This window comes from Nostoc sp. NOS(2021) (assembly GCF_017115025.1).
Lineage (GTDB): Bacteria > Cyanobacteriota > Cyanobacteriia > Cyanobacteriales > Nostocaceae > Nostoc.
In genome coordinates this window covers 1-13,409 of record NZ_JABXKM010000179.1, presented here as the reverse complement: position 1 = coordinate 13,409, position 13,409 = coordinate 1, and the positions used below count along the sequence as shown (strand labels likewise).

Genomic DNA, 13,409 nt, shown 5'->3' with positions numbered 1-13,409 from the left:
GGATTGACTTTGCATAAGTATCTCTATTCCAGAATGAATTTTCAAAGATTTACTTGTAATTACTAATTCCTCATCAAATAAATATTAGTAAATATTAAAAAGGTATTAGCAATGGATAAAAAACACTCTCATTTATCACCCGCCAAAAAAGCTCTTCTGGAAAAATGGAAGCGAGGAAAATTTCAAGCTAATACAATTCCCAAGCGACAAACATCCAACAGTATTCCCTTGTCTTTCTCCCAACAAAGACTATGGTTTATTGACCAACTTTACCACAACAGTCCCTTCTACAATATTTCGAGTGCCTTTCATTTAACCGGAGTGCTTAATATTACGGCACTCCAGCAAAGTCTTAATGAGATTCTCAGGCGTCATGAAGTTTGGCGCACAACTTTTAGGCTGGTAAATGGAGAACCAGTGCAACAGATTGCACCCCAATTAACTTGGGATTTACCCATTATTAATTTTGAGCATTTATTTGGAAAAGATTGGGAACCTGAGATTAAAAAACTTGCAGTTGAGGAAGCCAAAAAACCCTTCAACTTAGCTAAAGGACCTCTAGTCAGAGCAACTTTACTGCGCTTGGGTGAGGAAGAACACGTTTTTCTTTTGACCATACACCACATTATTACGGATGGATGGTCTATTGGTGTGTTCATGCGGGAGTTGGCAACGTTATATACAGCTTTCTTGTCAAATCAGCCTTCTCCCTTACCTGAACTCCCTATTCAGTATGCAGATTTTGCAGGTTGGCAGCGCGATCGCTTGCAAGGTGAAGTCTTAGCAACCCAACTTAATTACTGGAAGCAACAACTTAGCGGTGAACTTCCTATACTACAGTTACCCGTAGATCGTCCCCGACCGGCCGCCATTACTTTTACTGGTGCCAAGCAATACTTTACATTTTCAAAAACTCTGACTGATGCACTGAATCAATTCAGTCAACGAGAAGACGCCACTTTATTTATGACTTTGTTGGCAGCATTAAATACATTGCTGTACCACTACACAGACCAAGAAGACATCCTAATTGGTTCTCCAATTGCAAATCGGAATCGAGCCGAATTAGAGGAGATGCTGGGTTTGTTCGTGAATACTTTGGTGTTACGTAATAACCTTAGTGGCAATCCCAGCTTCCGGGATCTACTACACCGCGTGCGTCAGGTAACTATTGATGCTTATGCACATCAAGATTTGCCTTTTGAGATGCTTGTAGAAGAATTGCAACCTGAGCGAGACTTGAGCCGGAATCCACTTTATGAAGTGATGTTTGTGCTGCAAAACACCCCAGTATCTGCACAGGAAGCTTCTAGTTTAACCGTGCGTTCTTTGCAGTTCGATAGCGGCACAGCTCAGTTGGATATTTACCTGTCAATATCTGAATCTCAGCAAGGATTAACAGGGTTTTTAGAGTACAACACAGACATTTTTAACTCTGCAACAATTACTCGATTTATTAGTAATTTCCAAGCTTTATTGGAAAGCATTGTTGCTAATGAGGAACAGCGCATTTCAGAATTGTTACCACTGACAGATCAAGAGCGAGAGCAATTATTATTCGAGTGGAATCAGCAAAGCGCAGATTATCCCCAAGATGCCTCCCTTCATCAGTTATTTGAGCAGCAACTTCAGCATTCTCCTGAATCATTAGCGTTAATTAGCCAAACAGAACAACTGACTTATCGTCAACTAAATCAGAGAGTTAATCAGCTTGCCCATTATTTACAAAAACAGGGTGTAACAAAAGAAACTCTCGTTGCTATTTGTCTAGAACGTTCAGTAGAAATGGTCGTGGGAATTTTAGCTGTCCTCAAAGCTGGCGGTGCATACATTCCCATTGACCCAAGTTATCCAGTTGATCGCCTTGGCTTCATGCTTTCTGATTCCCAAGTGTCATTGATTATTAGTCATTCGTCATTAGTTAATAGCTTCAAACAAATCACAAATGACAAAGAACCTTTTCGAGCTTCAGCAGTTGCTCCTCAAGATCGCACTGCCTCACAAATGACGGTAATCTTCCTAGACAATGAATGGGAATTTATCAAGCAAGAAAGTCAAGATAACCCAGTTAGTATCTCTTCAGGTGATAATCTCGCTTATATTATATACACTTCCGGCTCTACTGGAACTCCTAAAGGCGTCCTTGGTACTCATCGCGGTACAGTCAATGGCTTGCACTGGTTGTGGAAAACCTATCCCTTCACAAAAGAGGAGGTTTGTTGCCAGAAAACAGCTATTAGCTTTGTAGACTCAGTATGGGAGATTTTTGCTCCCTTACTACAAGGCATTCCCACTGTCATTATTCCCGATGCCATTGCTAAAGACCCTCAATTGTTTATAGAAACTCTGGCACACCACAAAGTTACGCGTATTGTACTTGTGCCTTCACTGCTGCGCTTACTTTTAGATAACTACAGTTATCTGATCAAGAATTTGTCGCATCTTAAACTCTGGATAACAAGTGGGGAAGCATTATCTGTTAAGTTAGCTCAAAACTTCCGAGAAGTGATGCCATCTGCAAAACTAATCAACTTTTATGGCTCATCGGAAGTTTCTGCCAATGTCACTTACTATGACACTAGTTTATTGCCAGAACAACCGAACAGCGTTCCCATTGGTCGCCCGATTGATAATACGCAAGTTTATGTGTTGAATAGCCATTTGCAACTAACGCCTGTAGGAGTTATTGGTGAACTCTATATTGGTGGTGATGGATTGGCAAAGGGATATTTGCATCGTCCTGAATTAACTCAAGAACGTTTTATTAATAACCCCTTTGTTCCAGGGAGCAAACTTTACAAAACTGGTGACTTGGTGCGTTATCTCAACGATGGTAATCTTGAGTTTTTCGGTCGCCGTGATGACCAAGTGAAAATCCGTGGCTTCCGCGTGGAACTGGGAGAAATTGCAGATGCGATCGCACAACATCCAGAGGTGAAAGAATCTATCGTCATTGTCCGAGATGATGCTCAAGGCGATCGGCGTCTCATCGCTTATGTCGTAACAGATAACCAAGACATAGTGCCACAGTTAAACGCCGACTTACAGCAAAAGCTACCAAATTACATGCTACCGTCTACTTTTGTGTTACTAGATGTGCTTCCACTGACATCCAATGGCAAAGTAGACAAGCAAGCACTTCCTACTGACGACGTTATCCGACCAAACGCCACTCAATCCTTCGTTGCTCCCCACAATTTTATAGAATTGGCTTTAGTGAAAACTTGGGAAAATCTCCTGAAGACTAGTCCGATAGGAGTCACAGATAACTTCTTTGACTTGGGTGGTCAATCGTTTTTAGCTGTACGCTTAATGGCTCAAATACAAGACCGATTTGGACACAATCTTCCCTTGTCTACTCTTTTTGAAAATCAGACGATTGAAAAACTAGCTCAAATTGTTAGTCAACCAGTCCGTGAGATATCCAATTCTCCTCTAGTAGCAATTCAGTCTTCTGGTAACAAAATTCCTTTCTTCTGTATGCATGGCGCTGGTGGAGGTATTCGTCAATACTTTAATTTGTCCAGAAGACTTGGTGAAGACTATCCATTTTATGGCTTGCAACATACCCCTGATCAAGAGGAACCTGAAATTATTTCCGTGGAGGAAACAGCAACTCGCTACCTCCAAGAAATTCGTCAGGTACAACCGAATGGTCCTTATCTTTTAGGAGGTTTTTGTTACGGTGGTGTGATTGCTTTTGAAATGGCACAACAATTGCAAAGGCAGGGTGAAAAAGTAGGTTTGCTAGTTGTCATCGACGCCATATTACCAGAAACAGCCGTAAAAGTAGCAGACGATGATGATGCCAAATTCTTACTCCGCATGGCTGAATCGATAAAAACTAACAACAACATCAACTTTTCTGTTCCTTTTGAGGAACTGCGAGATTTGCAACTAGATGAGCAATTTCATTTAGTAAATAAAAGAGCAAACTTCATCTTGAACGATACAGAGATTAAGGATTTTCTCCGCTATTACAAACTTTTCAAAGCTCATGTCCAAGCCATGCGAGATTATGTTCCGCTCCTTTATCCTGACTCCATCACTCTCTTTCGAGCAAAAGAGGAAATTATTCATGACTTTGAAAGTCCAGAATTTCATACTGATGACCCTTTACTAGGTTGGGGTAAATGTTCCAGTCAACCTATTGATGTCATTGAAGTCTCTGGAGATCATTTCTCGATGTTAGTCGAACCGAATATTCAGGAATTAGTTAAACTATTGAGAATTTATATCGATAATGCTCAGTACAGTGTAAAATAGAAAATCGCAGTAAACAAGACTGATGAACCTACCCGCAGGACCGAAAATCCCTAATTGGCTGCTAAACCAGCAATTCCAGGCTGACCCTTTTGGCTATATGGACGCCGTTTGCAAACGCTATGGTGATATTGTCACCATAATGTCTGATTCTACGCCAATAGTGCATGTCAGCAATCCCTCCGGTATAAAGCAGATTTTCACCAACACGAAAGAAATTATCGCTAGGGGTGCATTGAACAGCAATTTCGCTGGGGGTACAGGAAACCAAGGAGTGCTTCAACTCGATGGGTTCCGTCACAAACATCGGCGTAAGCTCTTAATGCAGGCTTTTCACGGAGAACGGATGCAAGCCTGTGGGCGACGTATCTGCGAACTCACAGAAAAAATTATGAGTCAACAGGCGATTGGAAAACCTTTTATTGCCTACCCTACTATCGAAGATATCACCCTGCGGGTGGGTATAGAGGTTGTAATGGGATTGCGTGAGGGAGAGCGCTATGACAAAATCAAGCATCTCTTTGCTTCTATCATCAAATATCAGCAATCTCCTCTATATGAGATCGTTACACAACTTCCCTTTGGACAACGGGATCTAGGTCAGTGGAGTCCAAGGGGATACATACTTCATCTCCAGCGAGAACTTTTCCAATTGCTATATGCTGAAGTCGAAGAACGCCGTGAGCAAGCAGATCCCTCACGCACTGACATCCTCTCTGATCTCATATTTGCTCATGATGAAACGGGTGAATCATTAAGTAATGAAGAGGTGCGCGACCTCCTATTATCGCCTATATTTGCAGCTCAAGATGCTTCAGGAACTGCGATCGCTTGGTCTTTATATTGGATTCACCATTTACCTGGCGTTCGCGAACGACTCCTTGAGGAACTTGATTGTCTTGGTGAATCCCCAGATCCCATGAGCATTGTTGCATTGCCCTACCTTAGTGCTGTTTGTAACGAAGTTTTGCGAATTTACCCGACTCAGTTATTCACATTTCCAAGGTTGGTAGAGTCCCCAGTTAATGTGATGGGTTATGAGTTAAGTCCAGGAACAGTACTACTTGGGAATATTTATTTGACGCATCAGCGTGAAGATTTATACCCAGAACCAAAACAATTTAGGCCAGAGCGCTTTTTGGAAAAACAATACTCTCCCTATGAATTTCTTCCCTTTGGCGGCGGTGCTCGTACTTGTATTGGTGGGGCTTTTGCCTTATTTGAAATGAAGCTTGTGTTGGCGACAATTCTTTCACGTTATCAATTAGGGCTGGTTGACAAGCGACCAGAAAAGCCAAAATTTGGAGGTCTGATTTGTTACCCAGATAGTGGCGTGAAAATGCTTATGCAGAGTCGGCGTCAGCATCAAGGACAGTCGCAGCCATTGGTTGTTGGTTCAATTTAATAGCTATCGATAATTAAACAATCATTAAAAAAAATAGTAATGAAATTACCTGAAGGACCAAAAGATTCTCCTCGATCGCTGAGTCATCATTTTAAGACCGATCCTCTTGGCTTCATGGATGCTATGAGCGATCGCTATGGTGACATTTTCACCATTCTAGGTGGTGATACACCTTTAGTGATCGTAAGTAACCCGCAAGGAATGAAGCAGATTTTTACAAGTGCCAAAGAGATCACAGCTTCTGGTAAGCTGAACCAAGGTGGCGCACCCTTAGTTGGAAACAATGGATTACTCATGCTTGATGGCTTGCGTCACAAACATCGCCGTCAGTTGTTAATGCCTCCCCTGCATGGAACTAGGGTAAAAGCATACGGGCAGCGTATCTGTCAAGTTGCAGAAAAAGTCATGAACGATCTAGCGATCGGCGAATCTTTTTATGCCTACCCTACCGTGCAAAAGATTACTCTAGAGGTGATATTGCAAGCTTTGTTTGGTTTGCATGAGGGAGAGCGTTACGAACAATTTAGGCTACTCTTTTCCAAGTTATTAAGTTTTGCCCGGTCTCGCTGGCTGGGATTATCCCTGTCTTATCCCTTTCTCCGACGAGATTTAGGTCGGTGGAGTCCGTGGGGATACTGGCAGAACCTCCAACGACAATTTGATAAACTACTCTACACTGAAATTGCAGAACGGCGATCGCAAGCAGATCCCTCCCGCACCGATGTCCTCTCCGAACTAATATTTGCTCGCGATGAAACTGGTCAACCAATGACCGATGAGGATATGCGGGATTTATTCCCATCATTGCTATTGGGTGGTCAGGATGCGTCAGCTACTGCCATAACTTGGTCATTGTACTGGATTCATAGTTTACCTGCTGTTCGCGAACGATTGCTAGAAGAACTCGATACCCTCGGTGAATCCCCAGATCCTATGAGCATCGTTGCGCTACCCTACCTCAGCGCTGTCTGTAATGAAGCACTACGAATTTATCCAACTCAGGTAGTCACATTTCCACGACTCGTAGAATCACCAATTGAGGTGATGGGCTACGAGTTAAGTCCAGGTACAGTGGTCAGAGGCTCTATTTATCTGACACACCAACGTCAGGACTTATACCCACAACCAAAGCAATTCAAGCCAGAGCGCTTTCTGGAGCGACAATATTCTCCCTATGAATTTCTACCATTTGGTGGTGGTGCTCGTCGCTGTCCGGGCGAGGCATTAGCACTTTTTGAAATGAAGCTGGTTTTAGCAACGATTATTTCACACTATCAACTAGTATTAGCGGATGAAAAAAGAGTAGAAAAGCCCAAAGCTCGTGGTGTTAACTATCCTCCTGCTAGTGGCTTGAAAATGGTAATGCTTGATCAGCGTTTAGACCAAGAGCAGCCACAGCAGTTCGTTGCTAATTCAGCGTAAGATGCGTTTTTATTGCGGTAAGCAGTTACAAACTTAATGCAAAAAATCTCAAATAAAAGCAATGAGGAATAAAATTGAGTCATTTGGAATAGGAACGGGAAAAATAGTATATAGTACTAACGATTATGAAGATATTTTCTGCTTTTCTAAAGCGGAAAATATTGAACTATTCAAGTCATCTGGAGTTGTTCTTTTTCGAGGTTTTGGGGTAACTCCTATCCAGATGAAAGCTTTTTCAGAAAAATTCAGTTCTAGCTACATTGGAGACCCCACAAAAACAAGTTTTGACTCGGTTGATTTTGTTAACTTCGTAGATGCTGAAATGAATGCTATTTCTCTTCATGTTGAGCATGGTTTTAGTCCTTTTCGACCTGATGCTATTTGGTTTTGCTGTAAAACGCCTGTACAAGGAGGCGAAACTCTATTTGCAGACGGTGTCCAAATATGGAAGGAAATGAGCAAACATACGAAACAGTTATTTCTTGACAAAAAACTAAAGTTTGATTTTGAGAGTGTGGAATTTGATGATTTAAAGAATTTTCTTGTTTTAGGTGAAACCCTTGATAATTGCAAGCCAATATTGGATAAAATTGAGGGATTGAGTTATCAGATAAATGAAGATTCGACCCTTTCTTGCAAATATATTTGTTCAGCAGTAGTAAAAACAAAGTATGAGAATCAAGATGCATTTGCTAACAGCCTTTCGGGACCTCTTGCAAATGGACTTGAGATTTTTGAAGATGGTTCAAAGCTTCCTGACGAAGTTGCCGACGAAATACAGAAACTTTACGACAAATTTACGGAAGAAATCTCGTGGCAAGCTGGTGATCTAGTGATGATAGATAATTCGAGATTTATGCACGGTCGGCGCGAATTCAAAGATAATCAACGGGAGGTATTCACTACCTTAACTAACTTGAGTTTAGACTAATTACAAAATCAAAGTGGGGCATTAAATTTGGGGTATAGTAAAAAAATAATGCCAACTCAGTATTTTTATGACACTCTTTGTTATAGTCGTTTGCGAAAGAGATTAGGACTTGAGTAAGAAATAGATTGAGTTTGATTCAATGAGTAATTTATCTGAAATGATAAATGATGAATTCTAAGTGTTTGGGTTTAAGAACCCTGCTGCCTCATAGCTTTTTTTCAGGAGGGGTTTGAATTGCAAAATCAACAGACAAATCTACTTTCCCTGACAGATTGTCGTTTTTGCTCCGTGGTTTCCAAAACCAACAAAGAAGACCCAATTGGTACAGCAGGTACTTGCGACCATTGGTTGATTATGGAAATTCCACAACCTTGGTCTCAAGACCTCTTTCAGGAAAATCCTACAATTAAGCCATTGATAGGTTTGTTCCAAGAGTTAATTGTCAAACATGGGGTCAACCTGAGACCAATGTTGATTGCTCCTGACCGCGAATACTCTTACCCTGGCTTTACCCGCGTCCTATACTACTATCGTCCTGCAAAGCTGTTTTCTAAGTTTGAGAAACAGGAGTTTGTCGTTCCAGAGGGGGAAGCAACTGCCTTGGTTACGGCAATACTCAAGCAGTTAATCCAACAGCCCAATGATTTATCAAAGTTTCAGCAGTATCAGCAACAAAGCAATCACATCCGCGAACTCATGGTTTGCACCCATGCTCAAGTTGACCTTGCCTGTGGCAGATTCGGGACTCCTATATATCGTCGATTACGCAAGGAATACGCGCCCATTTCCAATGGAAAATTACGAGTCTGGCAAACAACTCACTTTGGTGGTCATCAGTTTGCTCCTACCCTAGTTGATTTACCTCAAGGATGCTTATGGGGACATTTGGAACCAGAAGTCCTTGATTTACTGGTAAACAAACATGGCTCAGTCTCTGACTTGCGTCAATTTTATCGGGGATGGGCGGGTTTAACCAAATTTGAGCAAATTGCCGAGTGCGAAATTTGGATGCAGTTAGGTTGGACTTGGCTCAACTATTTAAAAGCTGGCAAAGTAGTTGCTATTCAAGAAGGTGAGGAAGAAGAAAATGCTGATTGGGCTGAAGTACGTATTGATTATGCAGTTACAGATGGAAGTATATCAGGTGTTTATGAAGCCAGAGTAGAAGTTAGCGGTGAAGTTATGAGTGCATTAAATTCAGCAAAACAAATGGAGTTAAAACCAGTAAAGCAGTATCACGTTAGCCATCTAGTCAAGATCCAGTAAATAAACAAGCCAAGAACCTAAAAATGACTTCACAAAAACAATCTCAAATGACGAATGAGATTCTCCAAGGCAATCTCATTAAATTGATGTTCAAGTTAGTAATACCTGGTATGTTAGGAATGCTAGTAACTGGCTTGAACAGTTTTATTAATGCTTTCTTTGCAGGTCAATATATTGGTACAACTGCTGTTGCTGCTATATCTATTTCTGCACCACTTACTTTTATTATTGGTGGATCTGCTGAAATCATTGGAGTAGGTTCTGCTTCTCTTCTCAGTCGAGCTATTGGTTCTGGAGATATTAAAAATCAGTCGAGAATATTTGGCAACTTAATAGTAATAATAATTATTATTGCTTCTTTGATAACAATCATTGGCTATAGTTTTGGTGAACAATTAATTATGTTTATGGGAGCAAGAGGTGAGCTTGCTTCTGCTGGAGCCGACTATTTTAAGACTTATATACTAGGTTCACTATTTTTTATGCTGGCAATAGCTTCTAGTCAAATTATTAAATCAGAAGGCAAAGTCAAATTGGCTATGATATCTGCTGGGGTTTTTGCTATAAGTGATATTACATTAAATTATATTTTTACTGCTATTCTAGGCTGGGGAGTTCGAGGATTAGCTCTTTCTACAGTTTTTGCGATGGTTATTTATAGTATTCTCAACTTAACTTACTTCTTCTGTGGTAAAAGTTCTTTTCCAGTTAATTATAAAAAGTTTGCCCTAGCGATAGATTTACTTCCTAGTATTTTGTCAATAGGTCTATCACTAATACTAGTTCCAGTTACAAGTTTAGTTCAGGACTTTGTAACTTTTAAATCAATATCTATTTATGGAACATCTCAAGATATAGCTTTCTTTGGAGCAACAGAAAGATTGAGTTCATTAGCATTTCTTCCTTTAAGTGGCTTCATAATTGGCTTACAACCTGTAATCGGTATAAATTATGGAGCTAGAAATTATAAAAGACTTAAGAAAGCTTATTTTATTTTTATTATTGGTGCAATTACTACACTGACATTACTTTGGTTGCCTCTACAATTATTACCAAAAACATTTCTAAACTTACTCTTGCCAGATGTTAACTTTACTCAAAATGATTTGTTTAACTTTCAAATTCTAAATTTATTAATACCAATTATGCCTTTTATTGGATTTACTGGGAATCTATTTATATATACAGGGAAAGAAAAAATAGTTGCAACAGTACTCCTTTTCAAGAGTCTACTTATCTTCGTTCCATTAGTGTTTTTATTCTCTAGACTACTAGGTGTAAATGGCATTTACTACGGAATAATATTTACTAATATTTTCTTTGTCTTAATTGTTATATTATTGACTGTGAAAGAATTTAAGTCTTTAGAAAAAATGGAAGTTGAAAAAATGACAGGTTAAAAACAACTTATTCAGATTTGAATCGCAAATTAATTTCTGTTGAACATAAGGGTTAAAAAATGGTTGATAATCAAAAAGGTGCTGTATTGATTACAGGGACGTCTACAGGCGTTGGTCAAGCAACAGCGCTCCTACTTGACAAAAAAGGATATCGTGTCTTTGCAGCAGTTCGTAAAGAAAAAGATGCTGAATCACTTAAGCATAATGCATCTGAGAATTTGACAACAATCTTGATGGATGTTACCAAAACAGAAGAAATTAAATTTGCCGCAGACATTGTATCAAAAGCTCTTGAGAATGAAGGACTGATTGGATTAGTAAATAATGCAGGTCTGTTACTGGATGGACCAGTAGAGTACGTTGCCATTGAAGACCTGAGATGGCAATTTGAAGTCAATGTCTTTGGGCAAATAGCTGTTACACAGGCATTTTTGCCATTAATTAGAAAAGCTAAAGGTCGGATAGTTAATATTGGTTCAGTTGGTGGTAAAATTTCCTCGCCATTTATCTCTTCCTTGTGTGCTTCCAAGTTTGCATTGGAGGCATTTACAGATGCTTTAAGAATGGAATTAGATCCTTGGGGTATTGAAGTCATTTTGGTTGAACCGGGATCAATTGCTTCAGCAGCACCAGATAAAGTTGAAGAGAGCTTTCGGAAAAACTTTGCCAATATGTCATCTGAAGCTAAAGCTATGTATGGTGATGCATACAAATTTTTTGTAGAGGGTTTGATTAGATCAAATCGCACAGGAATGCAACCTGAACAAGTTGCATATACAATTATAGAGGCTTTGGAAGTTAGCAAACCCAAAACACGTTATTTCTTATCTAAGCATCAAACTTCTTTAAAGCTTAATTTGATACTTAAAAAGTTTCTATCGGATCGAAGTTTTGATGCAAGGATACTAGGGAATTGGAAGTTAAAAAATCCAAATTGAAGCTATCTTTTTGTCTTATATCCAACTGAATACTCAAAACTCAGGTAGATTCTTCAACTGCAATGCTTTCAAAGTACTAATACTCAAGAAAAAGGGAGAAAAATCGTGGTTTTATTAAACTCTAAGCCTAGCAAGATTGAGCTTTCATTAACTACAGGAGAGTTGGTATATGCTTACTGGATTTCACGGATGATCTATGTTGTTGCAAAACTTGGCATTGCAGATTTGCTCAAAGATGGTTCTCAGCACTGCGATGCTTTAGCTTCTGCAACAAATACCCACAGCGATTCTCTTTATCGAGTGTTACGATCTCTTGCGGGTTTTGGAATTTTTGCTGAGACACAACCCCGATGCTTTGAACTAACTCCACAAGCAGAATCCTTGCAGAGCGATGTTCCGGGTTCAGTGCGTAAGGATGCAATCCTCCGAGGCGAGGAGTTTTACTATAAACCCTGGGAAAATTTGATGTATAGCGTACAGACTGGGGAAAGCGCCTTTGAGCATTTGTATGGCGTAGATTTATTTCAGTATTATGAGCAAAATCCTGTTGCAGGAGAAATGTTTCATAAATATGCTAGTAATCCGTCACTAGAGCTATATGCTCCATACTTGGAGGCTTATGATTTTTCGTCAATAGGCAAGCTGGTTGATATTGGTGGTGGCACGGGTAATTTGCTTACTGCTATCCTCGAAGCTAACCCCACCATGACAGGTGTGTTATTCGATCTCCCAAAATCAATTGATAGAGTTAAGAATTTAGGTGAACGAGCATCTGTCCATAATCGCTGTCAACTCATTGGAGGTAGCTTTTTTGAGGGTATACCAGAAGGTGGAGACGTTTATTTGCTCAAGGAAGTTATTCACCTCTGGGATGATGAACAAGCGATCAACATTCTTAAGCACTGTCATCAAGCCATGAAAGAACAAGGGCGATTGTTAGTGATAGAATGCATAATGCCTTCTGGAAATGAGTTTTCTAATGTCAAGCTTGAAGATGTTCATATGTTGGTAGTATGCTCTCGTGGGCGAGAGCGTACTGAAACAGAGTTCAAAGAGTTGTTTAAATCTGCCGGATTCAAACTGACTAAAATTATCCCAATAAAAAATTCTCGATTTAGTCTATTTGAAGGAGTTAAACCGTAACCGTTCTGGGGAGCATCCCAATTTGGCAAGAAGACCAAAGAAAGGAAAAATAATTCGCGATGGAAACGACTTTGTTGGCGAATTCTTTGAGGTCAAATTTAGACGGCTATTGCTGCGAAGCGAGAAATAAGTAGGTAGGCACAAATAAAACTAACTATGTAACAAAAAGTAAAAGCGGTGAAAACCTTGCGATTGCTTCACTCCACTTCGTTGCGTTCGCAATGACATAGTTATAAATTTTCTCACCCACCTACTTACTCTTGCCAAAGTTATTAGCGGGACTTAAACAAAAATTAAGCCCAAATAAAGCCCAAACTGGCTTTGTAAGCAGCAAATACATCACGGTTGAGGGTCAACCAATCGAAAAATCGATAAGACATAGCCGTTCTAAAGGCTTCTAAGGCTTCAGTAAAGGTGTTCAAAGGTTTGCTTGCCCACCTACGTCTCAAGCCTCCTGTCATCTGATGCCAAAGAATAAAAGTATAGGCACAAAAAACCAAGATAAAATGTCGAAGTAAACTTCTTTTATCTCGGACTTGATATTCTTTCAGTCCTAACCACCCCTTGGCTTCCCGATAGAAAACTTCTACCCAATTTCTGGCTCCATAAGTATCAACTATCCATCGCGGTGTGACAATTGA

Annotated in this window: 8 protein-coding genes and 1 pseudogene; 8 read left to right on the top strand and 1 reads right to left on the bottom strand. The window is 40.0% G+C overall.

Annotation, left to right across the window (positions count from 1 at the left end; all coding sequences use genetic code 11):
- The first annotated feature begins 111 nt into the window (after positions 1-111).
- From HWQ41_RS20740 to HWQ41_RS20705, 8 genes are all read left to right on the top strand, one after another.
- Entirely contained in the window at positions 112-4,266 is a 4,155-nt protein-coding gene (locus tag HWQ41_RS20740; protein ID WP_292766876.1) for a non-ribosomal peptide synthetase, read from the top strand.
- A gap of 22 nt (positions 4,267-4,288) precedes the next feature.
- Positions 4,289-5,668, top strand: a complete 1,380-nt coding sequence (locus HWQ41_RS20735; protein WP_292766873.1) for a cytochrome P450 — start codon at positions 4,289-4,291, stop codon at positions 5,666-5,668.
- 39 nt (positions 5,669-5,707) lie between these two features.
- Entirely contained in the window at positions 5,708-7,090 is a 1,383-nt protein-coding gene (locus tag HWQ41_RS20730) for a cytochrome P450 (RefSeq protein WP_292766870.1), read from the top strand.
- A gap of 61 nt (positions 7,091-7,151) precedes the next feature.
- A complete protein-coding gene (locus tag HWQ41_RS20725; protein ID WP_292766867.1) occupies positions 7,152-8,021 on the top strand; it encodes a TauD/TfdA family dioxygenase in 870 nt (289 codons plus the stop codon).
- 234 nt (positions 8,022-8,255) lie between these two features.
- Positions 8,256-9,287 carry a sucrase ferredoxin gene (locus tag HWQ41_RS20720; RefSeq protein ID WP_292766864.1) on the top strand — a complete coding sequence of 344 codons (1,032 nt, stop codon included), beginning with the start codon at positions 8,256-8,258 and terminating at the stop codon, positions 9,285-9,287.
- A gap of 23 nt (positions 9,288-9,310) precedes the next feature.
- Positions 9,311-10,687 (top strand): MATE family efflux transporter, encoded by a 1,377-nt coding sequence (locus HWQ41_RS20715; protein WP_292766861.1) that lies wholly within the window; start codon positions 9,311-9,313, stop codon positions 10,685-10,687.
- A 59-nt stretch (positions 10,688-10,746) separates the two neighbouring features.
- Positions 10,747-11,625: an SDR family oxidoreductase gene (locus HWQ41_RS20710; protein ID WP_292766859.1), complete on the top strand. Its 879-nt coding sequence runs from the start codon at positions 10,747-10,749 to the stop codon at positions 11,623-11,625.
- 105 nt (positions 11,626-11,730) lie between these two features.
- Positions 11,731-12,768, top strand: coding sequence for a methyltransferase (locus HWQ41_RS20705; RefSeq protein ID WP_292766856.1), 1,038 nt, complete (start codon positions 11,731-11,733; stop codon positions 12,766-12,768).
- A 293-nt stretch (positions 12,769-13,061) separates the two neighbouring features.
- On the opposite strand, the pseudogene HWQ41_RS20700 reads toward HWQ41_RS20705, so the two are convergent.
- Positions 13,062-13,409, bottom strand: a pseudogene (locus tag HWQ41_RS20700) (IS701 family transposase); the annotation flags it as partial.

Excerpts from the sequence above, each read along its gene's own strand:
- HWQ41_RS20740 (WP_292766876.1), top strand. The coding sequence starts at position 112 with ATGGATAAAAAACACTCTCATTTATCACCCGCCAAAAAAGCTCTTCTG.
- HWQ41_RS20735 (WP_292766873.1), top strand. The coding sequence starts at position 4,289 with ATGAACCTACCCGCAGGACCGAAAATCCCTAATTGGCTGCTAAACCAG.
- HWQ41_RS20730 (WP_292766870.1), top strand. The coding sequence starts at position 5,708 with ATGAAATTACCTGAAGGACCAAAAGATTCTCCTCGATCGCTGAGTCAT.
- HWQ41_RS20725 (WP_292766867.1), top strand. The coding sequence starts at position 7,152 with ATGAGGAATAAAATTGAGTCATTTGGAATAGGAACGGGAAAAATAGTA.
- HWQ41_RS20715 (WP_292766861.1), top strand. The coding sequence starts at position 9,311 with ATGACTTCACAAAAACAATCTCAAATGACGAATGAGATTCTCCAAGGC.
- HWQ41_RS20710 (WP_292766859.1), top strand. The coding sequence starts at position 10,747 with ATGGTTGATAATCAAAAAGGTGCTGTATTGATTACAGGGACGTCTACA.